We start from the raw sequence: 24,068 nt of genomic DNA, 5'->3' as shown, positions 1-24,068 counted from the left end.
TGCGCACCGCTAAGGTGAGCCGGTGACGGAGTTCCGGATCGGCGAGGCCGCCGAACTGCTCGGGGTCAGCGCGGACACGGTCCGCCGCTGGATCGACGCCGGCAGACTGCCGGCCACCCGCGACGAGCACGGCCACCGCGTGCTCGACGGCGCCGACCTGGCCGCGTTCGTCCGCGCCCCCGGCCACCCCGAGCTGTCCTCGGCCCGCAACCGGCTGCGCGGCATCGTCACCGCCGTCGTCAAGGACACCGTGATGGCCCAGGTGGACATCCAGGCCGGGCCGTTCCGGGTGGTGTCGCTGATGAGCCGCGAGGCCGTCGACAACCTCGACCTCCAGGTCGGCTCCGTCGCCGTCGCCGTGATCAAGTCGACCACCGTCGTGGTCGAGCGAGCCACTCCCAGGGGAAGGACCGGCCCGTGACCGTACGGTGGATCCGCGCCGCCCTGGCCGCCGCGCTGGTGGCGGCGCTCGGCCTGACCGGCTGCGGCGGCGCGGACGAACCGGCCGGGCCCGACGGCGCCGGCCCGGTGACAGTGTTCGCCGCCGCCTCGCTCACCGAGTCGTTCACGAAGCTCGGCAAGGACTACGAGGCCGCCCACCCGGGCCGTACCGTCAGGTTCAACTTCGGCGGCAGCTCCGGCCTGGCCACCCAGATCACCCAGGGCGCGCCCGCCGACGTGTTCGCCGCCGCCTCCCCGGCCACCATGAAGACGGTCACCGACGCCGGTGACGCGGCCGGCGAGCCGACGGTGCTGGTCCGCAACCAGCTCGTCGTCGCCGTGCCCCCTGGTAACCCGGCCCGGGTCGGCGGCCTGCCCGACCTCGCCCGCCCCGGCGTCAAGGTGGCGCTCTGCGCCGAGCAGGTGCCCTGCGGCGCCGCCGCGCGCACCGCGCTGGACGCCGCAGGCGTGCGGCTCACCCCCGCCACGCTCGAACGGGACGTCAAGGGCGCGCTGGCCAAGCTGCGCCTCGGCGAGGTCGACGCCGCGCTCGTCTACCGCACCGACGTACGCGCCGCGCCCGGGCTCGACGCGGTCGAGTTCCCCGAGTCGGGGCGCGCGGTGAACGACTCGCCGATCGTGGTGCTGCGCGGCGCCGCCAACCCGGCCGGCGCCCGCGCCTTCGTCGACTTCGTCCGCTCCGACGCCGGGCTCGCCGTGCTCACCGCCGCCGGGTTCCAGGCCCCGTCGGGCAGATGAGCCGCACCGTACGCCGGCAACGGGTGCCGATCGCCCTGCTCGTGCCCGCCGGGCTCGGGCTGGCCTTCCTCGTCCTGCCGCTGGCCGGCCTGCTGCTCCGGACGCCCTGGACCACACTGCCCCGGCGGCTGACCGAACCGGGCGTGCTCACCGCGCTGCGGCTGTCGCTGGAGACCGCCACCATCGCCACGCTGCTCTGCGTGGCGCTCGGCGTACCCCTGGCGTGGCTGCTGGCCCGCGTCGAGTTCCCTGGCCGGCGGCTCGTCCGGGCGCTGGTCACGGTGCCGCTGGTGCTGCCGCCGGTGGTCGGCGGCGTCGCGCTGCTGCTGGTCTTCGGCCGGCGCGGGCTGATCGGCTCCTGGCTGGACGAGACGTTCGGGGTGACGTTGCCGTTCACCACCGCCGGGGTGGTGCTGGCCGAGGCGTTCGTGGCCATGCCGTTCCTGGTCATCGCCGTCGAGGGCGCGCTGCGCGGCGCCGACCCCCGGTACGAGGAGGCCGCCGCCACGCTCGGCGCCGGGCGGTTCACCACCTTCACCCGGGTCACGCTGCCGCTCGTCGCCCCGGGCGTGGCGGCCGGGGCGGTGCTCTGCTGGGCGCGCGCGCTCGGCGAGTTCGGTGCCACCATCACGTTCGCCGGCAACTATCCCGGCCGTACGCAGACCATGCCGCTGGCGGTCTACCTCGCGCTGGAGACCGACCTGCAGGCGGCGATCGTGCTCAGCCTGATCCTGCTCACCGTCTCCGTGGTCATCCTCGCCGCGATGCGCGACCGCTGGGTCGGCAGCACATGACCGCGCTGCTCGACGCGCACCTGGTGGCCGAGCGGGACGGGTTCGCCCTGGACGTGCGGCTGCGCATCGCCGCCGGTGAGGTGGTGGCGCTGCTCGGCCCCAACGGCGCCGGCAAGACCACCGCGCTGCGGGTGCTCGCCGGGCTGCACCCGCTCACCGCCGGGCACCTCACGCTCGACGGCGCCGACCTGGACCGGCCCGACCGCCGGGTGTGGACGCCGCCGGAACGGCGGCCGGTCGGCGTCGTGTTCCAGGACTACCTGCTGTTCCCGCACCTCAGCGCGCTGGACAACGTGGCGTTCGGGCCGCGCCGCCGGGGCGCCGACAAGCGCGCCGCCCGCGCCCGCGCCCAGGCGTGGCTGGACCGGGTCGGCCTCGGCGACCAGGCCGGGCGCCGGCCCCGGCAGCTCTCCGGCGGGCAGGCGCAGCGGGTCGCGCTGGCCCGCGCGCTCGCCGTCGACCCGGCCCTGCTGCTGCTCGACGAGCCCCTGGCCGCGCTCGACGCGCGGACCCGGCTGGACACCCGCGCCGAACTCCAGCGTCACCTCGGCGCGCACCCCGGCGCGACACTGCTCGTCACCCACGACCCCCTCGACGCGCTGGTGCTCGCCGACCGGCTGGTCATCGTGGAGCACGGCCGGGTGGTGCAGGAGGGCGACGCGGCCACCGTCACGGCGCGGCCACGCACCGACTACGTGGCCCGGCTGGTCGGGCTCAACCTGCACCGTGGACGCGCCGACGGCCACACCGTCACCGTCGGTGAGCTGACGCTCACCACCGCTGACACCGTCCACGGTGACGCGTTCGTCGCGTACCCGCCGGCCGCTGTCGCGCTGCATCCGTCCCGGCCCGAGGGCAGCCCGCGCAACGTGTGGGCGGCCACGGTGACCGGAGTGCAACGACACGGTGACAACCTGCGCGTGCAGCTCGCCGGGCCGGTGGAGGTGGCCGCCGACGTCACGCCCGCCGCCGCGGCCCACCTCGGGCTCACCCCCGGCCGACCGGTCTGGGCGGCGGTCAAGGCAGCCGAGACGCGCGCCTATCCGGCGTGACGAACACCGCTGGTCAGGACATGTGCGCAGGTGAGAGGTTTGACGTGCGCTCTACCGGTCACTGGGACGGTAGCGACGACGCAAAGGGGAACACGGTGCCCGACACGATGCGGATCAGGTCCAGTCAGGACGCCGCCCTGCCACGGGGCGTCACCGACCCGTTGCTGTGGCGTGCCGCCTACGACGTGGCCGCCGCGCACCAGCCGGACGACTCGGGCCGGTGCGAGAGCCTGCTGTGCGACGGACGGCCCGCGCCGTGCGACGCGCTGACCGCCGCCCACCGCGCCATGCGCCTGGCCGGGGACCTCGAAGCCGAGCACGACGAGCCCGCGACCTGGCGTACGGAGGAGCGGCGGCGCGCCGCCTGAGATCACGTCGCGGGCGGTTCGAACCGTTGACGTCCCGCTTCCGTGTTTATGATCGACAACTCGGTCGGAATGCGGGGAAGAGGAGAGTTCGTGACGGTCGACGCCCACGCGTTCTGGCTCCGCGCCCCCGGCGAGGGTGAGATCAGGCCGGTCCGCCTCGCCCCGCCCGGCCCGGGTGAAGTGCTGGTGCGCACCCGCTTCTCCGGTGTCAGCCGGGGCACCGAGACGCTCGTGTTCACCGGCCGTGTCCCGGCCGACCAGCACGCCGCGATGCGCGCGCCGTTCCAGGAGGGCGACTTCCCCGCCCCGGTCAAGTACGGCTACCTCAGCGTCGGCACTGTCGAGGCCGGCTACGAGCGGCTGCTCGGCCGTACCGTCTTCTGCCTCTACCCGCACCAGAGCGCGTACGTGGTCCCGGCCGACGCCGTGACCGTCGTGCCGGACGGCGTGCCGGCGCAGCGCGCGGTGCTGGCCGGCACCGTGGAGACCGCGGTGAACGCGCTGTGGGACGCCGCGCCGCTGGTCGGCGACCGGGTCACGGTGATCGGCGGCGGAATGGTCGGCTGCGCGGTCACCGCGCTGCTGGCCCGCTTCCCCGGCGTCCGGGTCGAACTGGTCGACGCCGACCCGGCCCGCGCCGAGGTGGCCGCCGCGCTCGGCGCCGACTTCGCCGTGCCCGCCGCCGCGGCCGGCGAGCGCGACCTGGTGGTGCACGCCAGCGCCACCGCCGACGGGCTGCAGCGCGGCCTGGAGCTGCTGCGTCCCGAGGGCACCGTGCTGGAGTTGAGCTGGTACGGCGACCGGCCGGTCACGCTCGCGCTCGGTGGCGCTTTCCACTCGCGACGGCTGGGCATCCGCAGCAGCCAGGTCGGCACGGTGTCGCCCCGGCGGGCCGACCGCAGCTGCGCCGACCGGCTCGCCCTGGCCCTGGACCTGCTCGCCGAACCGGCGTTCGACGCGCTGCTCACCGGCCGGTCCCACTTCGACGACCTGCCCGACGTGCTGGACCGGCTCGCCTCGGGCCGTCTGCCGGCGCTGTGTCATCTCATCACCTACGGCGAGGAGTGAACGTGTTCAGCGTGACCGTCCGGGACCACATCATGGTCGCCCACAGCTTCCGCGGCGAGGTGTTCGGCCCGGCCCAGCGGCTGCACGGCGCGACGTTCGTCGTCGACGCCACGTTCCGCCGCCCGGAGTTGGACGACGACGGGATCGTGGTCGACATCGGGCTGGCCACCGAGCAGCTCAAGGCCGTGCTCGGTGAGCTGAACTACCGCAATCTCGACGACGAGTCCGCCTTCGCCGGAGTGAACACCACCACCGAGGTGCTGGCCCGTACGGTGGCCGACCGGCTCGCCGACGCGGTGACGGCCGGCCGGCTGGGGGAGGGCGCGCGCGGCCTGACCGGGATCACCGTCACCCTGCACGAGTCACACATCGCCTGGGCGAGCTACGAGCGGTCGCTCTGACCGGATGACAGTCGTCCACGTGGTGCTGCCGGGTGACATCGACGACCCGGCGGACCCCAGCGGCGGCAACGCCTACGACCGTCACGTCTGCCGTGGCCTGGCCGAACGTGGCTGGACGGTGCTGGAACACCAGGTGCCCGGCGGCTGGCCGCACCCGGGGCCACGGGAGCGCGCCGACCTGGCCGGACTGCTCGGCGGTCTGCCCGACGGCGCGACGGTGCTGCTCGACGGCCTGGTCGCCTCCACCGTGCCGGACGTGCTCGCCCCGCACGCCGCGCGGCTGCGCCTGGTCGTCCTGGTGCACCTGCCGATCGAGGGCGAGACCGAGGCGCGGTCGCTGGCGGCGGCCACCGCCGTGGTCGCCACAAGCGAGTGGACCCGGCGGCGCCTGCTCGACCGGTACGCGCTGCCACCGCAGCGGGTGACTGTCGCCCCACCCGGCGTCGACCCGGCGCCGGTCGCCACCGGCACGCCCGGCGGGGGACGGCTGCTCTGCGTCGCCGCCGTCACAGCGGTCAAGGGCCACGACGTGCTCGCCGCCGCGCTCGCCGAGGTGGCGGACCTGAACTGGAGCTGCGACTGGGTGGGACCGCTGGACCGGGACCCGGCATTCGCCGACCGGCTGCGCGGGCGGCTCGCCGCCACCGGTCTGGGTGGCCGGGTCCGGCTCACCGGCCCGCGTACCGGACCCGACCTGGCCGCCACGTACGCCGCCGCCGATCTGCTGGTCCAGCCCTCACGGCGGGAGACGTACGGCATGGTGGTGACCGAGGCGCTGGCCCGGGGCGTACCGGTGCTGGCGAGCGACACCGGCGGCCTGCCGGCCACGCTCGGGCACGCCCCCGGCGGCGAGCGGCCCGGCCTGCTGGTGCCACCGGACGATCCGGGCGCGACCGCCGCGGCGCTGCGCCGCTGGCTCACCGATCCCGGCCTGCGGGACCGGCTGCGCCGCGCCGCCCGGCAGCGGCGGCACACCCTCACCGGCTGGCCGGTCACCGTGGACCGGCTGGCGACGGCGCTGAAGGAGGCGACAGCGGCATGACCACCTCACTCCCGCCCGGCTTCGCGGACTGGCTGCGGCTGCGTGAGCCCGCCGACGCGGCGGCCCGAAGCGCCGAGCTGGCCGCCGCGGTCCGCGACCGGATGCCTGCCGGCCGGCCGCTCGTCGTGCACGACCTGGGCAGCGGCACCGGCTCGATGGCCCGCTGGCTGGCGCCCCGGCTGCCCGGCCCGCAACGCTGGGTGCTGCACGAACGCGACCGGGACCTGCTGGCGCTGGCCCGCTCGGCGCGGCTCACCGCCGCCGACGGGGCCGAGGTCACCGTGACGGCGCTCGACTCGGACATCACCCGGCTGACCGCCGCCGACCTGCCCGACGCGCACCTGGTCACCGCGTCGGCGCTGCTGGACATGCTCACCGCCGAGGAGGTCGAGCGGATGGCGGCGGCCTGCGCCGGCCACCCGACGCTGTTCGCGCTCACCGTGACCGGGCGCGCCGAGTTCACCCCACCGGACCTGCTCGACGCCGAGCTGACCGCCGCGTTCAACGCCCACCAGCGCCGCACCGTCGACGGCCGGGCCCTGCTCGGACCGGACGCGGTGGACGTGGCCGTGACCGCGTTCCGCCGGCACGGCGTCGACACGCTGGTGCGATCCACCCCGTGGCGGCTCGGGCCGGAGCAGGCGGAGCTGGCCGCCGAATGGCTCACCGGCTGGGTCGGCGCGGCCGTCGAGGAACAACCGCATCTGTCCGGGCCCGCCCGGACGTATCAGAAGTGGCGGCTCGCCGAGGCCGCCGCCGGCCGGCTCGAGGTGGTGCTGCACCACGCCGACCTGCTCGCCGGCTGAACCGTACCGGCCGCCGGCGCGTGACAACCGGTGGGAACAAGGAGGACCGTTTGTCACACGTCGCCGTCGCCGGGCCCGTACCCGCCGTCACGTCCGCGCCGTCCCGGCCCCGCCGGGCCCGGACGGGCCGAGCATGGTTGAGCCGGGCCTGGGTACGTCCGCTGCTCGGGCTCGCCGTGCTGGCCGCGCTCGTCGCGTCGGTGGGCACCGGCCCGTTCCTGGCCGGGCTGCGCCTGATCGACGCGCCGGCGCTGGCCGCCGCGCTCGGCATCGGCGTGGTCACCACCGTCTGCTGCGCCTGGCGCTGGTCGCTGGTCGCCGCCGGGCTGGGCGTACGGCTGCCGATGCGGGCCGCGGTGGCGCACTGCTACCGGGCGATCTTCCTCAACTCCACACTGCCCGGTGGCGTGCTCGGCGACGTGCACCGGGCGGTACGGCACGGCCGCGACGCCGGGGACGTGGCCCGGGGCGTACGGGCGGTGGTCTGGGAGCGCACCGCCGGGCAGGTGGTGCAGGTGGTCATCGCGGTGGCGTTGCTTGCCGCGTTCCCGTCGCCGGTGCGCCGGTACCTGCCGTGGCTGGCGGTCGGCCTGGCCGTGGTGGCGCTGGCGCTGGTGCTCGCCGCCCGCGCGGTGCCCCGCTCCGGGGCGTCCCGCTGGGCGCGGGCGGCCCGGACCGTGGTCGCCGACGTGCGCTCCGGCGTGCTGGGCCGCCGGACCTGGGCCGGTGTGGTGATCGCCTCGACAGTGGTGTTCGCCGGCCACCTGGCCACGTTCGTGGTGGCCGCCCGCACCGCCGGGACGGACGCCCCGCTGTCCCGCCTGCTGCCGTTGACACTGCTGGCCCTGCTCGCCATGGCGGTGCCGCTCAACGTGGGCGGGTTCGGCCCGCGCGAGGGGGTCGCCGCGTGGGCGTTCGCCTCGGCCGGGCTGACCGCGGCGCAGGGTGTGGCGACCGGCACGGTGTACGGCGCGCTGGTGCTGGTGGCCAGCTTGCTCGGCGCCGCGGTGCTGCTGGCACGGCGGCTGCCCCGGCGGGAGCCCGGCAACTGTCGGTGATCCCGCCTACGGTGGGGGAGCGAGGTGTGCGTCGCCGGGTCCGCCCGGCGACCGGACGACAGGAGAACCATGGACGAAACCCTGCCCACCGCGACGGTCCGGACCCGCGTGACGGTCCCGCTACGGTTCCCCGACGGATACGTGACCACCGCGCGCGTGCACACCTTCCACGGTCTCGTCGACGGACGCGAGCACCTGGCGTTCGGGCTCGGTGAACACGTCGACGCCGACCCGCCGCAGGTCCGCCCGCACAGCGAGTGCCTCACCGGGGACGTGTTCGGCAGCCAGCGCTGCGACTGCGGGCCGCAGTTGCGCGAGGCGGTCGAGCGGATCGCCGAGGCCGGTGGCTACCTGCTCTACCTGCGGCAGGAGGGGCGGGGCATCGGCCTGTACGCCAAGCTCGACGCGTACGCGCTGCAGGACGACGGCCTCGACACGTACGAGGCGAACCTGGCGCTCGGGCGCGGCGCGGACGAGCGCGACTACACGGTGGCCGCGCAGATGCTCGGCGCGCTGGGCGTGGACCGGGTGGCCCTGCTCAGCAACAACCCGGACAAGGCGGCCCAGCTCGAGCGGCTGGGCGTCACGGTGGCCGACCGGGTGTCCACGGGCGTGCACCTGTCGCCGGCCAACGCCGGTTACCTGGCGGCCAAGGTGACCCGCGCCGACCACGCCCTCGACCTGCCGTTCGTGCCGTGACCACCCGCCCGTACGTGCTGCTCAGCTGCGCGATGTCGATCGACGGCTACATCGACGACGCGACCACCGACCGGCTGCTGTTGTCCAACGACGACGACCTGGACCGGGTGGACGCGATCCGGGCCGGGTGCGACGCGATCCTGGTGGGCGCGGCGACAGTGCGTCGCGACGATCCCCGCCTGCTGGTGCGCAGCGAGCGGCGGCGCGCCGAGCGGGTGGCGCGCGGCCTGCCCCCGTCGCCGGTGAAGGTGACGGTGACCGGCAGTGGCGACCTCGATCCGGGGGCGCGGTTCTTCACCATGGGTGACGGGCTCAAGCTGGTGTACTGCCCGAGCGGCGTGGTGGAAAAGGCCCACGAGCAGGTCGGCGCGGTGTCCACGGTGGTCGACGCGGGCGATCCGGCCACCCCGGAGGCGCTGGTGGCCGACCTGGCCGGGCGCGGGGTGACGCGCCTGATGGTGGAGGGCGGCGGCTCGATGCACCGCCAGTTCCTCACCGCCGGCCTGGCCGACGAGCTGCACCTGGTGGTCGCCCCCTTCTTCGTGGGGGACCGGCGGGCGCCGCGCTTCGTCGGGGACGGCCGCTTCCCGTGGCACCCGGGCCGCCGGGCCCGCGTGGTCGAGGTGCGCCAGATCGGCGACGTCGTGCTCACCCGCTACGCGCTGTCCGAGCGCTGCCCGGCCTGACCCGTCGTCCCGCCCGGTCCACCCTTGTGCAAGCTCACGGTCGTGATTAGTTTGTTGACCATCCATACGAACTAATCCACTGCGCATCCCTTCCCGAAGGGGGACCGATGACCGCGCACCACCCCGACCCGGGCTCCTCCCGCCGTCGCTTCCTCGGCCTGGTCGGCCTCGGCGTGGCCGCCACCACCGCCGGCCCGCTGCTCGCCGGCTGCTCCGAGAAGCCGGCCGGCTCCGGCGCCGCCCAGAACCTCGACGCCGTCTCCGGCGTGCTGCCCACCCACAAGGACCTGCCCGGCGGCGTCAAGCCCGACATCGTGGGCACCCGCCCGGTGCCCGACGGCTACACCCGCTACCCGGCGAATCTGATCGACGCCGTCACCGACAAGCCCGGCACCAGTGGCAAGCAGGTCACCGCGATGACCCCGGCCTGGGGTCCGGCGCCGCCCGGCGTCGCGCAGAGCGCCTACCTCCAGGCGGTCAACGCCGAGCTGGGCACCCCTGTCAACTTCACCATCCAGGACGGCAACACGTACGCCGACAAGCTCAACGCGATGCTCGGCGCGCGCGACGTGCCGGACCTGCTGTGCGTACCGGGGTGGGAGGTGGAGAAGATCCCGCGCTTCGCCGACGCCATCAAGGTGCTCTTCGAGGACCTGACCGACCACCTCAGCGGCGACGCCGCCGCCGCGTACCCGATGCTGGCGAGCTTCCCCACCGGGGCCTGGCGGCGGGCGGTCTGGAACGAGCGGCTCATGTCCGTGCCCAACCCCACCGACGGGCCGTTCCCGTGGGCGCTGTTCACCCGCAAGGACGTGCTCGACGCGCGCGGCCTGGCCGTGCCGGCGAACCTGGACGACCTGCTCGCCGTGGCCAAGCAGGTGACCGACCCGGCGCGCAAGGTGTGGGCGTTCAACGACGTCTTCGCCATGATCCAGATGTTCCACCGGGTGCCGGGCCACAAGGGCGGATGGCGGGTCAAGTCCGACGGCACCCCCGAGTTCAAGTACGAGACGCCGGAGTTCCGCCGCGCGCTGGAGGTGATGGCCAAGATCTACGCGGACGGCCTGGTCCACCCGGACATCGTGGCCAGCAGGGGCGCGGACGCCAAGCAGCTGTTCGCCAAGAACGGCGCGATCGTGTTCCTCCAGGACGGCGTCGGCTTCTGGCAGGGCGCCCAGGCCGAGCACCAGAAGACCAACCCCCGGCTGAACATCCAGCCGGTGCCGATCTTCTCCGCCACCGGCGGCGACCCGCTGGTCTGGGGCGACGACGAGCCGATCTCCTACACGTTCGTCAAGAAGGGCCTCGGCAAGGACCGGGTCCAGGAGCTGCTGCGGATCATCAACTGGTGCTCCGCGCCGCTGGGCAGCCAGGAGGCGCAGCTGCGCGACTTCGGCGTCGCGGGCAAGCACCACACCCCGTCGCCGAACGGGCCGGTCAAGACCGACCTGGCGTTCAAGGAGATCGCCAACCAGTACTTCTTCATCAGCGGCCGCAACCCCACCATCGGGCCGTTCCCGGACACCCCGCGGTTCGTGCCGGACGTGCTCGCGTACTCCAACGAGATGGTGAAGCACATGGAGCCCAACCCGTGGGCCGGGGTGAAGCTGGAGATGCCCGCCGCCTACAAGGCCAACCAGGTGCCCACCGAGGACAAGTTCACCGACGTGCTGCGCGGCCGCCGCCCGCTGGGCGACGTGGACGCCATCGTCGCGGAGTGGAAGGCGAACGGCGGCGAGGAGGCCCGCAAGCTGCTCGCCGACTCGCTGCCCAAGGCGGGCCGATGAGCGAGCCGGCCGTCCTGGCCGGGCCCGAGCGGGCCCGGCCGGACGCCCCGGCCCCACCGCCCCGCCGTCGTCCGTCCCGCCGCCGGGTGCCGCTGCGCACCCGGCTGCGCCGGGACTGGCAACTGCTCGCGATGGTGGCGCCCGGCTTCGGAATCCTGCTGGTCTTCAGTTACCTGCCGATCGCCGGCAACGTGATCGCGTTCCAGGACTACAACCCCTACCTGGGCGACAACCCGTGGCAGGCGTTCGTGCACAGCGACTGGATCGGCTTCGGCCAGTTCCAGCTGCTGTTCGACGACCCGGCGTTCTGGGACGCGTTCCGCAACACACTGGCGATCACCGCGTTCCAGCTCGTCTTCTTCTTCCCGCTGCCGATCCTGCTGGCCATCGCGCTGCACAACCTGCTGTCCAGCCGGCTGCGCGGGCTCATCCAGACCATCGTCTACCTGCCGCACTTCTTCAGCTGGGTGCTGGTGGTCACGTTCTTCGTGGCGATGCTCGGCGGCGCGGGGCTGCTCGCCCAGACCATGCGCGAAGCCGGGATGCAGCCGTGGAACGTGATGACCAACCCGGACACGTTCATCGTGCTGGTCACCGTCGAGGCGGTGTGGAAGGACGTCGGCTGGGGCACCATCGTCTTCCTGGCCGCGCTGTCCACCATCGACCAGAACCTCTACGAGGCCGCCGCCGCGGACGGCGCCGGCCGGTGGCGGCGGCTGTGGCACATCACGCTGCCCGGCCTGCGCCCGGTGATCGTGCTGCTGCTCATCCTGCGCCTGGGCGACGCCCTCTCGGTCGGCTTCGAGCAGTTCCTGCTGCAACGCGACGCCGTCGGCCGGCAGGCCGCCGAGGTGCTCGACACCTTCGTCTACCACTTCTCCATCGCCACCGGCAACTACGGCTACGGCGCAGCGGCCGGACTGTTCAAAGCGGTCATCGGGCTGGCGCTGATCCTGGCCGCGAACCGCGTGGCGCACATGCTCGGCGAACGAGGGATCTACTCCAAGTCATGACCACGCTCATCCGCCGGGCGTCCGGCACCCGAAGCCGCCGGCCGGTGTGGCAGGAGCCGCCCACCCCGCTCGGGCAGGGGCTCAAGGCCGTCGCGCTCACAGTGCTGGTGGCGGGCGTGCTGTTCCCGCTCTGGGTGATCCTGGTGACCAGCCTCTCGTCCCGGGAGACCATCGCCCGGGCCGGCGGCATGGTGGTCGTGCCCCGGGGCATCGACACGTCCGCCTACGAGACCATCTTCGCCGGGGGCGCTGTCACCCGGGCGCTGTGGATCAGCACGCTCGTCACAGTGATCGGCACCGCGATCGCGCTCACCGTCACGGTGCTGGCCGCGTACGGGCTGTCCCGGCCCGGCTCGCTGGGGCACCGCTGGCTGCTCGCGTACTTCCTGATCCCGTTCCTGGTCTATCCGCCGCTGGTGCCGCGCTACCTGGTGGTCACCGGCCTGGGTCTGAAGGACACCATCTGGGCGCTGGTCCTGCCACCGGCGATCAGCGTGTTCAACCTGGTAGTGGTGCGCGGGTTCTTCCAGGGCATCCCGTCGGAGCTGCTGGACAGCGCCCGCATCGACGGCGCGAGCGACTTCCGTACGCTCGCGCGCATCGTGCTGCCGCTGTCCCGCGCGGTGATCGCCGTGGTCGGCCTGTTCTACGCGGTCAGCTACTGGAACGTCTGGTTCGACGCGCTGCTGTTCATCGACCGCAACGACATGTACCCGATCCAGCGGGTGCTCCAGAGCTACCTGCTGGCCGGGCAGGCCCCGCACACCTCCGGCAGCAGCAGCGGGGTGACCATGCCGCCGACCGAGGCGGTCAAGATGGCGGTCGTGGTGCTGACCGTCGCGCCGATCGTCGCTGTCTACCCGTTCATCCAGCGGCACTTCGTCAAGGGCGTGCTGATCGGCGCGGTGAAGGGCTGAGGCGGAGCGCCGATCTTTCCGCGCGTCAGAGCACCTGGGACAGGAAGCGTCGCAACCGTGGATGCTCCGGCGCCTCGAACACCGCCTCCGGCGGGCCGGACTCCAGGACCACCCCGGCGTCCATGAACGCCACCGTGTCGGCGACGCTGCGCGCGAACCCCATCTCGTGCGTCACCACGACCATCGTCATGCCGGCCGCGGCGAGGTCGGCCATCACCGCGAGCACGCCCTTGACCAGCTCCGGGTCCAGCGCGCTGGTGGCCTCGTCGAAGAGCATCACCTGCGGGCGCAGCGCCAGCGCCCGCGCGATCGCCACGCGCTGCTGCTGACCGCCGGACAGCTGCGCCGGCCGCGAATCGGCCTTGCCGGCCAGGCCGACCAGGTCGAGCTGGGCGCGGGCGAGCGCCACCGCCTCGTCCTCGTCGAGCTTCTTCAACTTGCGCAGCGCCAGCGTGACGTTGCGCAGCACGCTCAGGTGCGGGAAGAGGTTGAACTGCTGGAACACCATGCCGACGCGCTGGCGCAGCGCGTCCGGGTCGTCGCGCAGCACGCTGCGGCCGTCCAGCAGCACGTCGCCCCGGTCCGGCTCGATGAGCCGGTTGATGGTGCGCAGCAGCGTCGACTTGCCGGAGCCGGACGGGCCGATAACGCAGGCGGCGCCGCCGCGCGCCACGTCCAGGTCCGCGCCGCGCAGCACGCGGTGCGCGCCGAAGGCCAGGTGCACGTCGCGGACGGCCAGGCTGACCGAGGTGGTGGTGGTCATCGTGGGTCCTTCCCGGACGGGGTGAGGTCGACCGGCTCGGCATCGGGTTCGGGCTCGGGCGGTGCGGCCGGGCGGCCCTGCCGCAGCCGCCGGTCCAGCCAGTTCACCGCGTGCGTCAGCGGCACGGTCAGCGTCAGGTAGAACAGCCCGGCCAGCAGCAGCGCGGACTGGTTGCCGGTGTTCGCCGCGTAGTCCTGCCCGACCCGGAACAGCTCCCGCTGGCTGGCCAGCAGGCCGAGGAAGTAGACCAGGCTGGAGTCCTTGATCAGCGAGATGAGCTGGTTGACCCAGGCGGGCAGCACCCGGCGTACGCCCTGCGGAATGATCACCAGGCGCATCGCCTCGCCCCAGGAGAAGCCGAGCGCCCGCGCGCCCTCCAGTTGGGCGGCCTCCACGCTCTGGATGCCGGCCCGGAAGATCTCGCCGAGGTAGGCGGCGGCGATCAGGGACAGCGCCAGCACGCCCAGCGGATAGGGGTTCGGACCCCAGACCTGCATGCCCAGCGGCGCCAGGCCCACGCCGATGAGCAGGATGGTCGCCGCGGCCGGCAGGCCGCGGAACACGTCGGTGTAGATCCGCGCCGGCCACCGCAACCAACGGGTACGCGAGATGCCGGCGACGGCCAGCAGCATGCCCAGCACCGAGCCGAGCAGGGCGGCGGAGACCGCCAGGGTGAGCGTGTTGGGCAGCCCGACGGTCACCATCTCGGGCAGCGCCTCGCGCATCGACTCCCAGTCGAAGAACGTCTCCCAGAGGGTGCTCAGTGGGTCCATGTCCGCTCCGTCCGCCCTGCTCGTGCTCGGTTACCGGCTCAGGAGGCGGCCGACGGCGCCGGCGCCGCCACCGACCCGCTGCCCGGCTTGAAGTCGGCCGGGATCGGCCGCCCCGGGTAGTACTCCGCCTGCAGGCGGGTCCAGGTGCCGTCGGCGATCACCTCGTCCAGGCCCTTGTTCAGCGCCTCACGCAGCTTGTCGTTGCCCTTCGCCACCGCGAACGCGGTCGGGGTGGGGCTGAGCTGCTTCGCCGCGACCTTGATCTTGCCGTTGCTGTCCGCGGCGGACTTGTCGCCGATCTCCGCCGGGGCGATCCAGGCGTCCGCGGTGCCGGCCTTGAGCTGGTTGATCGCGCTGTTGTAGTCCGGCACGCGCACCGGGTCGAGGTTCTCCTTGGTGGCGTAGTCGTCCTGCACGGTGCCCTGCACCACCACCACGCGCTTGCCGGCGAGCTGGTCGAAACCGGTGAGCGTGGAGCCGGCCGGCACGTCCAGGCCGAAGTAGCCGAAGTCGTAGCCGTTGCCGAAGTCCACAGTCTTCTTCCGGGCCTCGGTGATCGTGATCGAGGAGCTGCCCACGTCGAACTTGCCGCTGTTGACCTGGGAGAGCAGGGCGGAGAAGTCGGTGCCCACGAACTCCACCTTCAGGCCGACCTTGCCGGCCACGGCACGCAGCAGCTCGTTGTCGAAGCCGGTGAACTTCCCGTTCTTGAGGAAGACGTTCGGCGGGGCGTCGGTGAGCGTGCCGGCGCGGATCACGCCGGGCTGGAGCAGGCCGTACGGGTTGTCGGCCGCGTCGGTGTCGTCGCCGCCGCAGGCGGTGAGCGCGGTGACGGCGAGCAGGGCCGCCGCGCCGACGGCGACGGCGCGGGTCAGGACGGTACGGAAACGCACGATGTCTCTCCAGAGTGGATGGACGCGCGGGGTGCGCGCCGGCGCCGGCCCGCCGGACAGACGGCCGGGCCGGAGAAGGGTGGATCGGGAAGAGGGGGGCTGGCGCTCGCTCAGCGCGCGAGGCGACAGGCGTCGCTGCACACCCGCATCAGGTCGACGTGGCGGCGCTTGACCAGCGCGAAGCGGGCCGGGTACGCGGCGACGTCGCCGGAGGGGGTGGAAGGTGGTACGGACATCGGTCTCCCTGGTCTGGTGCTGACCTGGGTGCCAGGCCACGCTTGCACCGGCGGCTGCCGGTGCCTGGTCTTCACCCGGGGCACCCCACCGCGGAGGAGGGTTGCCGGCCAGCGAGCCGGGGCTTGACGCTGGCGCTCATGACCTGCCCACAAGGCTAGCAGCACCGCCGTGGCGGTCGTCCAGCGGTTATGACCACCCTCACGCCCAGCGCCTTACCGCCGGGCCGGGACGACCGGCGCGTCCCGGCCGGTGCCGTGCCGCGACGGGCTGCGCTGCTCGTGGTAGTCCTGCTCCACGTTGACGGTCCAGACGTCGTGCTCCGCGCCGTGCGCGATGTTCTCGGCGGTCAGCATCGCCGTCAGCATCGAGTGGTCGGCGTTGTTGTACCGGTGCATGCCGTTGCGCCCGACCGGGTGCACGTTCGGCACGTTCGCGGCCAGCCAGCCCCGGATCACGTCGACGTTGCGCTGGTACCGCTCGTCGTAGACCGGGTACGCCTTCGGCATCCGGACCACGTAACCGGCCTCCACGCAGCCGGGCTTGACCAGGCCCAGCCGTTCCAGCTCGGCGGTGGCGAACGCGACCAGGTCGGCGTCCGGCGTCCGCCACATCTCGTCGCCCTCGAACACGAAGTACTCCAGCCCCAGGCAGGTCCGCCCGTCCTTGACCAGGTACGGCGACCAGGAGCCGAAGTTCTGGATCCGGCCCACCCGGGCCGCCGGGTCGTGCACGTAGATCCAGTTGTCCGGGAACGAGAACTCCGCCGGCACCACGAGCGCGACGGTCAGGAAGTCCCGGTACCGCAGGTCGTCGGCGGCGGCCCGCACCTCGGGCGGCGCCTCCGGGCGCATCGCCCGCACCAGCGCCGAGATCGGCATCGAGGAGATCACATGATCGGCCGGCTCGGTCCGCTCGCCGTCCGCGTCGACGAGCGTCACGGCTGTGGCCCGCCGGGCCGCCGGGTCCCGCCGTACCTCGGTCACCCAGGCACCGGTGCGTACCGTGCCGCCGCGCCGGGCGACCTCCTCGGCGCAGCGCTCCCACATCATCCCGGGGCCGTGCTTCGGGTACTGGAACTCCTCGATCAGGCTGGTCACGTCCGTGCGGTCGCGCCGGGGCAGCAGCGCGTTGCGCATCGCGGTCGCCAGCGACAGGTTCTTGATCCGCTGGGCCGCCCAGTCGGCCTGCAACTGGTCCGCCGGCATCCCCCAGACCTTCTCCGTGTACGTCTTGAAGAAGATCGAGTAGAGCCGCCAGCCGAACCGGGCCGACACCCACCCCTCGAAGTGCGACTGGTCCCTCGGCGGGCGCAGCCGGGCCCGGCCGTACGAGGCCAGACAGCGCGCCGCCTCCAGCAGGCCGAGGTTGCGCAGCGCGTTGCCGGCGCTGAGCGGATAGTCGAACAGCGCCCCGCGGTAGTAGATGCGGCTCATCCGCGGCCGGAGCAGGAAGTCCTCGTCCGGCAGGATCTCGTGCCAGAAGTCCTCGACCCGGGACACCTTGGTGAAGAAGCGGTGCCCGCCGATGTCGAAGCGCCAGCCGTCGCGCTCCACGGTCCGGCTGATCCCGCCCACCACGTCGTCGGCCTCGTAGACCCGGACCGGCTCGCCGTGCCGCAGCAGCTCGTACGCGGCGGTCAAGCCGGCCGGCCCCGCGCCGATGATCACGGTTCCGTCGCCGTCACCCATGCCGTCCGCGCCCCCCGCCGCCAGCCTCCCGATGCGGCACGGCGCATACCCGTCCTGCCGCCGTCCTCACCTGCGCGCCCACACCGATCCACCGCCCGCCCACCCCCCTCACCGCCCGCCCCCTGATCGCCCGCCCACCCCACCCCGGCCCGGCCCCGTCGATCATGAAGTTGACGGCGATCGGTGTCCGATTTGTCGCCGTCAACTTCATGATCGACGCGCGCATGGGCGGGCTGGAGGGGTGTGGGCGGGGCGGACGGGTGTGGGCGGGGCCGGATGGGTGTGGGCGGGGCCGGATGGGGAATGCGGGCCGGGTTTTCCGGCCGGGCACGTCGGCCAGGGGCCGACCGGTGGGAGCGCGATGGCGGAGGAGCGGCGGATCGATCCCGGCAGCGCGGCCGATCCCGACCGCGCGGCCGATCCCGACCGCGCGGCCGATCCCGACCGCGCGGCCGAACCCGACGGCACGGCCGAAGCCGACCGCGCGGCCGGCCCTGCCGACGGGGCGCGCTCCGGGCGTACCCGATGGTGGTCGCGCGGGGCGCCGGTCGTCCGCCGGCTGCCCGAGCCGTGGGGATTCGTGTTCGCCGTCTTCGTCGGCTCGAAGCTCGTGCTCAGCCTGCTCGGCGTGCTGGTGCTGGCCGCCTGGGACGGGGTGCCCGGCGCGCCGCCGCCCGGCGAGACCGGGATGCGGGAGCAGCAGGACGCGATCTCGTCGCACCGCTGGTTCTCGCTCTGGTTCGCCTGGGACTCGTTCCTCTACGACCACCTGGCCCGGCTGCCGCTGGACCGGCCGTGGCCGGACTTCGGCTTCCCGCTGCTCTATCCGTTCCTGGCCCGGCCGCTCGCGCCGCTGCTCGGCGGGCACACCGCCTGGGCTCTGCTGCTGGTCAGCAACGTGGCGCTGCTGTTCCAGCTCTACTTCGCGTACCGGCTGGGGGGCCGGCTGCTCGGCGGCGCGGGACCGGCCGACGGCCGGCGAGCGGTCCGGTACCTGCTGCTCCTGCCGACGGCGTTCCTGTTCCAGGCGGCGCTCACCGAGTCGCTGTTCGTCTGCCTGGCGCTGGCCACCTTCTGGTACGCCGAACGACGCCGCTGGCTGGTCGTCGGTGTGGTCGGCTACTTCCTGGCGATGAGCCGCTCGGTCGGCTTCCTGGTGGTGGCGCCGCTGGCGCTGGTGCTGCTGCGCCAGCACGGCTGGCGGGCCGGCCCTCGCGCGTGGCCGCGCCTCCTGCGCGAGGGCTGGCCGCTGGTGCTGGTCCCGGCGGGCTGGCTGACGTTCATGGCGTTCTGCCGCTGGCAGAGCGGTGACTGGTTCGCCTACCAGCACACCCAGGAGACCGGCTGGGGGATCCGGTTGCAGAACCCCCTGGCGGTGGCCGGTTCCGCGCTGTTCGGCGGCAACTCCGCCGACGCCCTGCGGGTCTGGATCGCGGTGGCGATGCTGGTGGTGGCGGTCATCGGGCTGCGCCGCCGGGCCGACTGGCCGTACCTGGTCTACACGCTCGTCGTGGTGCTGGTGCCGCTGTCGATGGGGCCGCCGGTGTACAAGAGCATCCTGCGCTACCTGCTCGCCGCGTTCCCGGTCGCGTTCGTGCTGGCCCGCTGGGCCCGCCGGCAGGGTCTCGACGGCTGGCTCACCGCCGCGCTGGCGCTGCTGCAGGGCGCGTTGTTCGCGGTGTGGCTCACCTACTGGACCCACCTGATCATCTGACGCCCGCCCCGGCCCGCCGCGCCGTCGTCGGGCGCCCCGCCCGGGCGGGCCGCAGAATGGGCGGATGAGCGACCGGCGGGTGACAGTCGACGACCTCGGCGCCTGGCCGATCAAGGGCAACGCGGACGCGGTGGACCTGGCGGCCCGCTTCGCCGCCGACCCGCGCGTGACCGGCTGGTGCGTCCGCCCCGGCTACCGGGTACGCCCGATGCGCCCCGGCCAGACGGTGGTGTTCTGGGCCAGCGGCAGCAGGGGCCGGGCGCCGTACGGCGTCTGGGGCGTCGGGCGGATCGCCGCCGCGCCGCAGCCGCCCGCGCCGGGCGAGGCGTGGACCGCGCCGCTGGACCTGACGATCCTCGACGAGCCGCTGTGGGTACGCCGCGAGGTGCTGCGCGCCGACCCGCTGCTGGCCGGGGCCGAGGTGCTCCGGCAGCCACAGGCGGCGAATCCCTCGTACCTGACAGTGGCGCAGTTCGAGGCGCTGCGCGGATACCTGCCCGCCCGGCTGAGCCGCTGATCTCGATCCGGGGATCCGGACGGTTTCGGCTTCCCGGTCGCCGCGGGCGCGGAAGACTTCGCCAACGGAGGTGTCAGTCATGGCCGGTTCTTCCCGCGTCGCCCGCACCGCGCCCGCGTCCCCGGTACGCCGGGCCGCCCAGGTGGTCGGCATCGTCTTCCTGGTGGTGGGCGTGCTGGGGTTCATCCCCGGCATCACCACGAACTACGACACGATGATGTTCGCCGGGCACGAGTCCCGGGCGAAGCTGCTGGGCCTGTTCCAGGTGTCGGTCCTGCACAACATCGTGCACCTGCTCTTCGGCGTCGCCGGGCTGGCGCTGTCCCGGACGGTCTCCGGCGCCCGGGCGTACCTGATCGGCGGCGGCGCCATCTACCTGGTGCTCTGGCTCTACGGCCTGGTGATCGACCACAACAGCGGCGCCAACTTCGTGCCGCTCAACGGCGCCGACAACTGGCTGCACCTGTTCCTCGGCGTCGGCATGATCGCCCTCGGGGTGGCGCTCACCCGCTGGCCGGCGCGCCGCGCCTGACAACCCGCCGGCCGGCGCGCCGCGCCTGACAACCCGCCGCCCGGCGCGCCGCGCCTGACAGCCGGGCTGGGGTGCCGTGCGTGACGGCGGGCCGGCGCGCGTCCGCGTACCGGCCCGCTGCCCGCTCGGGTGACGAGGCGCCGGTTCAGGCGGCCAGGGCGGCGGTGAGCCGGCGGGCCTCGGCGACCAGCCGGCTGCTGCCGCCCCGGGCCACCACGTCGGCCAGCCCGGGCACGTCGATCCGGACGCCGGTCGCGGTCGCCGCCTCCGCCGCCAGCGCGAGCAGGTCCGGCGTGCCCCGGGGTGACGTCGGCCCGGCCAGCAGCGGCGGCAACGCCGCGGCGAGCAGCCGCCAGACGCTCAGCCGGGCGCCCGACGCCAGCGCGTCCCGCAGCGGCGTGACGGCCCGGGTGAGGATCACCTGTCCCTGCGCTCCGATCTCGCCGAGATGCCCGCCGACCGCCGGGGCGTCCAGGTCACCGGCGGCGGCCAGGAGCAGCAGCGCGTCGAGCGCGGCGACCCGGTCCGCCTCGTGCCGGGCACACAGCCCGTACGCCACGGCCAGGTCCAGCGCCGGCCCGCCCGCGCCCGTGCACTCGGCGAGCGCCAGCAGGACCGGCCCTCGTCCGCCGAGATCCTCCTGTGCGGCCATGGCCAGCTCGGGCAGGACCTGGGCGGCCACCACGCCCCGGTGCCCGGGCAGTACGGCCGGCCACAGGTCGCCGGCGCCGAACATCCGGGTGCCGATCGCCGGGGGCGTCAGGGTGAGCAGGCCGAACCGGTCGTCCACGTCGGCCGACGGGGTGAGCGCGACCAGCCGGCGTCGTTCCGGCAACGAATCGTAGATCCAGTCGTGTCCGCGGGACCGTTCCCGCCGGCCCACCGTCACCACCTCCTGCGCCGGCACCGGCACGATCTCGCCACGCAGCCAGGCCGCCAGTTCGACCCCGACGGTCGTGCCGAGCGCCTCCGCGCGTGCCGCCAGCGGCTCGTCGACGTCGGCCGGCAGGCGCAGGAACGCCTGCGCGCAGTCCCACTGCCAGTACGCCCGGTCGCCGAGCGCGGCCAGCCGCTCGTAGAGCACCTGCGGCTCGATCGCCCCGGTGGCCGAGGTGGGCGCGGACAACAGCCCGGGATCGTCGTGTCCGTCCAGCCGCTGCCCGGCCTCGGCCAGGCGCAGGCGGTAGAGCCACATCGGTGCGGGACGCCCGGATGCCGCCTCGGCGGACCGGGACGTCGCCAGCACCGAGGCCCAGTAGTCCCGGCGACGCGTGGCGTCCCCGATGGCGGCGGCGGCCAGCAGCAACCCGTTGACCTGGACGGAGGGGAGGAACCTGCCCCAGCTCGTGTGGTATTCGACCACCCCCGCCCGGCGCAGCACCGGGCCCAGCGCCGCCGCGACCCGGTCGCGCTCGCGGGTGCCCAGCCGCACCAGGCCGTCCACGACCCGTTCGAGAACCGCTGTCGGCCACTGCCCGCGCAGGGCCGCGGCGACCTCCTCCACCAGTTCGTCCACGTCGTCGATCGGCGGCGGCGCGGCCGCTGCCGGCAGTGGTGGCGGCAGGTCGTCGCGGGCCTCGACCACTGTGGCCACGGCCACCGGCCGGTGACCGTGCCGCTGCGCCAGCGTCAGCGCTCGCTCGCGCAGGCCGGCGTCCGGGTGGTCGGCCGCCACGGCGAGCACCGCGCCGATCTCCGCGGTCTGATCCGGGTGCTGCCGGGCCAGCCGGTCGAGCCAGGACACCTGCGCCCGGACCAGCGCCTTCTCCGGCCGGGCCAGGACCGTCCGGGCTGCCTCCCACAACGCCTCCGGCTCGGCGGCGTCACCGGCCTCCCGTAGCGTCCGCTGGGCGGTGCGGGCCACCGGCCCGGGACCGTCGGTGAGCAGCCGCAGATAAGCGTTCGACCGCACCGCCACCTCGTCCGGGGTCGGCGCGAGCAGGTCGTGCAGTGCCAGGAACGGGCGCAGCGCGCCCGGCCGGTCGCCGCGCAGCAGCCGGCCGAGCACGCCGTTGAGCAGGGCCGCGCGGTCGAGCCGGCCCTCCGCCGCCAACGCCACCAGCGCCCGGGGCAGCGCATTCGAGTCCGTGCCCGCGCCGTCGCCGCGGGCCAGTTCGGTACCCACGCCGTCCACCTCGAACAGGCGCGGCAGCAGCGTGTCCAGGAACGGGTCCGCGCGTAGCCGGTCCACGGTCGGTAGGCGCGTCCCGCGCGGGGCCGGCCAGCCCAGCGCGGCGGCCCACCCACGCACGAAGTCGTCCCCTGTCGGCGGCGGCGCCTTCTCCGCCAGCAGGAGACCGGCGACGAACCGCCATCCCGCGACCATCCGGTCCCGGGGAAGCCGGTCGGCCAGCTTGTACGCCACGTCCGCCAGCCAGGTCACCCCGCGTTCCCGGGCAACGTCGACCACCGGCGCGGCGTCGACGCCGCTCAGCCAGACCGAGCGGCGGCCGAGCAGCGCGGCCACCTTCGTCGGAGTGCTCAGCGTCCCCACCGCGGCCACCGCCAGCGTCGCCGCCTCGCCCTGCCACCACCAGGCGTCCCGCCGGCGGCGCACCTCGGCGACCAGTTCGTCGCCGAGCGCCCGCCGGGCCGGCTCGTCCAACCCGGCCAGGGCCGACCGGACCTCGGACATCCTGCCGCTGACCACCGCCTCGACGAAGGCGGTCACGACAGCGCCTCCACCGGCGCCGCGACCATCGACACGGCCAGCGCGTGCCGGCACGGCCCCCGCTGCCCGCGGTGCCGCGCCCACCAGCGGCAGGTGCAGGAGTACGCGCCGTCCGGGTGGCGGCGTACCCGGTAGGTCTCGGCGTCGGCGCGTACCGTCGCGTCCTCGCCGTCGCGCTCGACGGCGCCGCGCTCGACCAGCGCCCGCGCGCCGAGCAGACGCGGGTTGTCCCGCTCCGCGCGGCCCACGTCGTAGGGCATCACCCGGTGGAAGTACGCCCCGTCCGCCACGTCGTACCCGACCCGCCCGGCGGTGCCCAGCTGGGCGAGCGCGGCACGGACCCGCTCGTCGGGCAGCGCGGCGGCGTCGGCCAGCGCGGCCACGTCGATCGTCGGATCCCAGTTGAGCAGCGCGCCCACCAGTTCCGCGTCGTCGACCACGTCGTCGCCGGCGAGCGCCGCCAGCGCCGCGCCCTCACCGGAGAACCCCCGGTACGGCTCGGGGGACAGCGTCAGCGACACCCGCAGCGCCCCGGTGTCCAGCTCCCACGTGCTCGGCACGGCCGGCGATCCGGCGCGCACCGCCGGGCCGTACACCCGTAGCGTGCGGGCGTGGCGCAGCACGCCGCGCAGTGCCGCGAGCCGGCCCGCGCCGGCCAGGCAGACCGCGCCCGGCGCCGGGCGGGAGGTCAGCCGCAGCGTACGCCCGGCGGGCACCGCCCACAGCACGCTGCGGTCGTTCGCGGCGGGCAGCCGGCGCAGGAACGCCGCCGCCTCCGTCGCCGGGATCTCGGCGCGCGGCTCGAAGCCGGCGGTGAGCACGTGCACCTCGGCGAAGCCGCGCAGCCAGCGGCCGGGCAGCGGCACCTTCCGCTCGACCACCGAGCCGTCCATGGTGGAGACCGTCAGGTCGTCCGGGCCGACCGCCACGTGCAGCGGCTCGATGCCACCCACCCGGGCCAGCGCCTCCCGCAGCGGCGGGTTCACGTCCACGTTCGTGGTGCCGTGGCCGCTGATCTCCCCGTCCAGCCCGGCCGGCAGCACGTCCATCCGCGCGTACACCCCGCAGCAGCCGGAGAACGACTCGAACCGCAGGCGGCCCCGGCTGCCGGTGACCACCGGATCCAGGCTGGCCGGGTTGACCGGCTGGTGGTAGCGGGTGCGGGCCACCTCGGCGACGGCGAGCAACCCGGCCGCCGCCGCGGCCGGAGCGGTGAGGAACCCGGCGAAGAAGCGCGGGTTCGCCGCCGGGCCGCCGCAGGTCTGCAGATCGAGACCGGCGGCGCGCAGCGCGGACGGCTGAAGGTATCGGTACGTCTGAACGGCGTTCACGGCGCAGACCGTAGAGGGACCGACCGACAAAAGCGCGACGGTCCTGCTAGCTTCCTCG

At 74.3% G+C, this 24,068-nt stretch carries 25 protein-coding genes and 1 riboswitch; of the genes, 18 read left to right on the top strand and 7 right to left on the bottom strand.

Annotation, left to right across the window (positions count from 1 at the left end):
* The first annotated feature begins 22 nt into the window (after window positions 1-22).
* The 15 genes from MicB006_RS13330 to MicB006_RS13260 all read left to right on the top strand — a co-directional run bounded on the left by MicB006_RS13330 (window position 23) and on the right by MicB006_RS13260 (window position 12,891).
* On the top strand, window positions 23-421 hold the full coding sequence (locus MicB006_RS13330) for a molybdopterin-binding protein (RefSeq protein ID WP_116506416.1): 399 nt from the start codon (window positions 23-25) through the stop codon (window positions 419-421).
* Window positions 418-1,200 carry a molybdate ABC transporter substrate-binding protein gene (gene modA / locus MicB006_RS13325; RefSeq protein ID WP_116506414.1) on the top strand — a complete coding sequence of 261 codons (783 nt, stop codon included), beginning with the start codon at window positions 418-420 and terminating at the stop codon, window positions 1,198-1,200. The genes MicB006_RS13330 and modA overlap by 4 nt, the downstream gene beginning before the upstream one ends.
* Window positions 1,197-1,994 (top strand): ABC transporter permease, encoded by a 798-nt coding sequence (locus MicB006_RS13320; RefSeq protein WP_116506413.1) that lies wholly within the window; start codon window positions 1,197-1,199, stop codon window positions 1,992-1,994. Before modA ends, MicB006_RS13320 begins: the two co-directional genes overlap by 4 nt.
* The gene (locus MicB006_RS13315) at window positions 1,991-3,046 is read left to right on the top strand and encodes an ABC transporter ATP-binding protein (RefSeq protein WP_116506411.1); all 1,056 of its coding nucleotides are present in this window, start codon (window positions 1,991-1,993) and stop codon (window positions 3,044-3,046) included. Before MicB006_RS13320 ends, MicB006_RS13315 begins: the two co-directional genes overlap by 4 nt.
* Window positions 3,047-3,141: 95 nt before the next feature.
* Entirely contained in the window at window positions 3,142-3,414 is a 273-nt protein-coding gene (locus MicB006_RS13310; RefSeq protein WP_116506409.1) for a hypothetical protein, read from the top strand.
* 48 nt (window positions 3,415-3,462) lie between these two features.
* Window positions 3,463-4,482, top strand: coding sequence for a zinc-binding alcohol dehydrogenase (locus tag MicB006_RS13305; RefSeq protein ID WP_370013484.1), 1,020 nt, complete (start codon window positions 3,463-3,465; stop codon window positions 4,480-4,482).
* A 2-nt stretch (window positions 4,483-4,484) separates the two neighbouring features.
* Window positions 4,485-4,883 carry a 6-carboxytetrahydropterin synthase gene (locus MicB006_RS13300; RefSeq protein WP_116506405.1) on the top strand — a complete coding sequence of 133 codons (399 nt, stop codon included), beginning with the start codon at window positions 4,485-4,487 and terminating at the stop codon, window positions 4,881-4,883.
* A gap of 4 nt (window positions 4,884-4,887) precedes the next feature.
* A complete protein-coding gene (locus MicB006_RS13295) occupies window positions 4,888-5,925 on the top strand; it encodes a glycosyltransferase family 4 protein (RefSeq protein ID WP_116506404.1) in 1,038 nt (345 codons plus the stop codon).
* Window positions 5,922-6,731, top strand: a complete 810-nt coding sequence (locus MicB006_RS13290) for a class I SAM-dependent methyltransferase (RefSeq protein WP_116506402.1) — start codon at window positions 5,922-5,924, stop codon at window positions 6,729-6,731. Before MicB006_RS13295 ends, MicB006_RS13290 begins: the two co-directional genes overlap by 4 nt.
* 137 nt (window positions 6,732-6,868) lie before the next feature.
* On the top strand, window positions 6,869-7,789 hold the full coding sequence (locus MicB006_RS13285) for a lysylphosphatidylglycerol synthase transmembrane domain-containing protein (RefSeq protein WP_192900289.1): 921 nt from the start codon (window positions 6,869-6,871) through the stop codon (window positions 7,787-7,789).
* 69 nt (window positions 7,790-7,858) lie between these two features.
* Complete coding sequence (gene ribA / locus MicB006_RS13280) at window positions 7,859-8,488, top strand: GTP cyclohydrolase II (RefSeq protein WP_116506398.1); 630 nt, start codon at window positions 7,859-7,861, stop codon at window positions 8,486-8,488.
* Window positions 8,485-9,174 carry a RibD family protein gene (locus MicB006_RS13275; protein WP_073828327.1) on the top strand — a complete coding sequence of 230 codons (690 nt, stop codon included), beginning with the start codon at window positions 8,485-8,487 and terminating at the stop codon, window positions 9,172-9,174. The genes ribA and MicB006_RS13275 overlap by 4 nt, the downstream gene beginning before the upstream one ends.
* Window positions 9,175-9,281: 107 nt before the next feature.
* Window positions 9,282-10,961 (top strand): extracellular solute-binding protein, encoded by a 1,680-nt coding sequence (locus MicB006_RS13270; protein ID WP_116506396.1) that lies wholly within the window; start codon window positions 9,282-9,284, stop codon window positions 10,959-10,961.
* Window positions 10,958-11,974, top strand: coding sequence for a sugar ABC transporter permease (locus MicB006_RS13265; protein WP_116506394.1), 1,017 nt, complete (start codon window positions 10,958-10,960; stop codon window positions 11,972-11,974). Before MicB006_RS13270 ends, MicB006_RS13265 begins: the two co-directional genes overlap by 4 nt.
* Complete coding sequence (locus MicB006_RS13260) at window positions 11,971-12,891, top strand: carbohydrate ABC transporter permease (protein WP_116506393.1); 921 nt, start codon at window positions 11,971-11,973, stop codon at window positions 12,889-12,891. Before MicB006_RS13265 ends, MicB006_RS13260 begins: the two co-directional genes overlap by 4 nt.
* A 25-nt stretch (window positions 12,892-12,916) precedes the next feature.
* Here MicB006_RS13260 and MicB006_RS13255 read toward each other — a convergent pair whose 3' ends face one another.
* The 5 genes from MicB006_RS13255 to MicB006_RS13240 form a co-directional block, all read right to left on the bottom strand.
* Window positions 12,917-13,654 (bottom strand): amino acid ABC transporter ATP-binding protein, encoded by a 738-nt coding sequence (locus MicB006_RS13255; RefSeq protein WP_073828334.1) that lies wholly within the window; start codon window positions 13,652-13,654, stop codon window positions 12,917-12,919.
* Window positions 13,651-14,427, bottom strand: coding sequence for an amino acid ABC transporter permease (locus MicB006_RS13250; protein ID WP_116506391.1), 777 nt, complete (start codon window positions 14,425-14,427; stop codon window positions 13,651-13,653). The genes MicB006_RS13255 and MicB006_RS13250 overlap by 4 nt, the downstream gene beginning before the upstream one ends.
* 38 nt (window positions 14,428-14,465) lie before the next feature.
* Window positions 14,466-15,320 carry an ABC transporter substrate-binding protein gene (locus MicB006_RS13245; protein ID WP_116506388.1) on the bottom strand — a complete coding sequence of 285 codons (855 nt, stop codon included), beginning with the start codon at window positions 15,318-15,320 and terminating at the stop codon, window positions 14,466-14,468.
* A gap of 110 nt (window positions 15,321-15,430) precedes the next feature.
* Window positions 15,431-15,556, bottom strand: coding sequence for a hypothetical protein (locus MicB006_RS32605; RefSeq protein ID WP_255358569.1), 126 nt, complete (start codon window positions 15,554-15,556; stop codon window positions 15,431-15,433).
* Window positions 15,557-15,589: 33 nt separating this feature from the next.
* Window positions 15,590-15,700, bottom strand: a riboswitch (SAM riboswitch).
* 69 nt (window positions 15,701-15,769) lie between these two features.
* Window positions 15,770-17,245 (bottom strand): NAD(P)/FAD-dependent oxidoreductase, encoded by a 1,476-nt coding sequence (locus tag MicB006_RS13240; protein ID WP_116506386.1) that lies wholly within the window; start codon window positions 17,243-17,245, stop codon window positions 15,770-15,772.
* Between the two features lie 361 nt (window positions 17,246-17,606).
* Between MicB006_RS13240 and MicB006_RS13235 the strand changes: the two genes are divergently transcribed.
* From MicB006_RS13235 to MicB006_RS13225, 3 genes are all read left to right on the top strand, one after another.
* Complete coding sequence (locus tag MicB006_RS13235; RefSeq protein WP_225980726.1) at window positions 17,607-18,959, top strand: hypothetical protein; 1,353 nt, start codon at window positions 17,607-17,609, stop codon at window positions 18,957-18,959.
* 64 nt (window positions 18,960-19,023) lie between these two features.
* Window positions 19,024-19,476 carry a hypothetical protein gene (locus MicB006_RS13230; protein WP_116506384.1) on the top strand — a complete coding sequence of 151 codons (453 nt, stop codon included), beginning with the start codon at window positions 19,024-19,026 and terminating at the stop codon, window positions 19,474-19,476.
* Window positions 19,477-19,555: 79 nt separating this feature from the next.
* Window positions 19,556-20,008, top strand: a complete 453-nt coding sequence (locus MicB006_RS13225) for a DUF4383 domain-containing protein (protein ID WP_116506382.1) — start codon at window positions 19,556-19,558, stop codon at window positions 20,006-20,008.
* A 145-nt stretch (window positions 20,009-20,153) separates the two neighbouring features.
* On the opposite strand, the gene MicB006_RS13220 is transcribed toward MicB006_RS13225, so the two are convergent.
* On the bottom strand, window positions 20,154-22,679 hold the full coding sequence (locus tag MicB006_RS13220) for a hypothetical protein (RefSeq protein ID WP_116506380.1): 2,526 nt from the start codon (window positions 22,677-22,679) through the stop codon (window positions 20,154-20,156).
* A complete protein-coding gene (locus tag MicB006_RS13215; RefSeq protein ID WP_116506378.1) occupies window positions 22,676-24,010 on the bottom strand; it encodes an SWIM zinc finger family protein in 1,335 nt (444 codons plus the stop codon). The genes MicB006_RS13220 and MicB006_RS13215 overlap by 4 nt, the downstream gene beginning before the upstream one ends.
* Between the last annotated feature and the right edge of the window lie 58 nt (window positions 24,011-24,068).

It is taken from the genome of Micromonospora sp. B006, from assembly GCF_003408515.1.
In the GTDB taxonomy this organism is placed as follows: domain Bacteria; phylum Actinomycetota; class Actinomycetes; order Mycobacteriales; family Micromonosporaceae; genus Micromonospora; species Micromonospora echinospora_A.
This window is presented reverse-complemented; position numbering and strand designations above follow the sequence as displayed.

Excerpts from the sequence above, each read along its gene's own strand:
- MicB006_RS13235 (WP_225980726.1), top strand. The coding sequence starts at position 17,607 with ATGGCGGAGGAGCGGCGGATCGATCCCGGCAGCGCGGCCGATCCCGAC.
- MicB006_RS13240 (WP_116506386.1), bottom strand. The coding sequence starts at position 17,245 with ATGGGTGACGGCGACGGAACCGTGATCATCGGCGCGGGGCCGGCCGGC.
- ribA (WP_116506398.1), top strand. The coding sequence starts at position 7,859 with ATGGACGAAACCCTGCCCACCGCGACGGTCCGGACCCGCGTGACGGTC.
- MicB006_RS13230 (WP_116506384.1), top strand. The coding sequence starts at position 19,024 with ATGAGCGACCGGCGGGTGACAGTCGACGACCTCGGCGCCTGGCCGATC.
- MicB006_RS13270 (WP_116506396.1), top strand. The coding sequence starts at position 9,282 with ATGACCGCGCACCACCCCGACCCGGGCTCCTCCCGCCGTCGCTTCCTC.
- MicB006_RS32605 (WP_255358569.1), bottom strand. The coding sequence starts at position 15,556 with ATGTCCGTACCACCTTCCACCCCCTCCGGCGACGTCGCCGCGTACCCG.
- MicB006_RS13255 (WP_073828334.1), bottom strand. The coding sequence starts at position 13,654 with ATGACCACCACCACCTCGGTCAGCCTGGCCGTCCGCGACGTGCACCTG.
- MicB006_RS13260 (WP_116506393.1), top strand. The coding sequence starts at position 11,971 with ATGACCACGCTCATCCGCCGGGCGTCCGGCACCCGAAGCCGCCGGCCG.
- MicB006_RS13290 (WP_116506402.1), top strand. The coding sequence starts at position 5,922 with ATGACCACCTCACTCCCGCCCGGCTTCGCGGACTGGCTGCGGCTGCGT.
- MicB006_RS13315 (WP_116506411.1), top strand. The coding sequence starts at position 1,991 with ATGACCGCGCTGCTCGACGCGCACCTGGTGGCCGAGCGGGACGGGTTC.
- MicB006_RS13265 (WP_116506394.1), top strand. The coding sequence starts at position 10,958 with ATGAGCGAGCCGGCCGTCCTGGCCGGGCCCGAGCGGGCCCGGCCGGAC.
- MicB006_RS13295 (WP_116506404.1), top strand. The coding sequence starts at position 4,888 with ATGACAGTCGTCCACGTGGTGCTGCCGGGTGACATCGACGACCCGGCG.
- MicB006_RS13225 (WP_116506382.1), top strand. The coding sequence starts at position 19,556 with ATGGCCGGTTCTTCCCGCGTCGCCCGCACCGCGCCCGCGTCCCCGGTA.
- MicB006_RS13320 (WP_116506413.1), top strand. The coding sequence starts at position 1,197 with ATGAGCCGCACCGTACGCCGGCAACGGGTGCCGATCGCCCTGCTCGTG.
- MicB006_RS13305 (WP_370013484.1), top strand. The coding sequence starts at position 3,463 with ATGATCGACAACTCGGTCGGAATGCGGGGAAGAGGAGAGTTCGTGACG.
- MicB006_RS13250 (WP_116506391.1), bottom strand. The coding sequence starts at position 14,427 with ATGGACCCACTGAGCACCCTCTGGGAGACGTTCTTCGACTGGGAGTCG.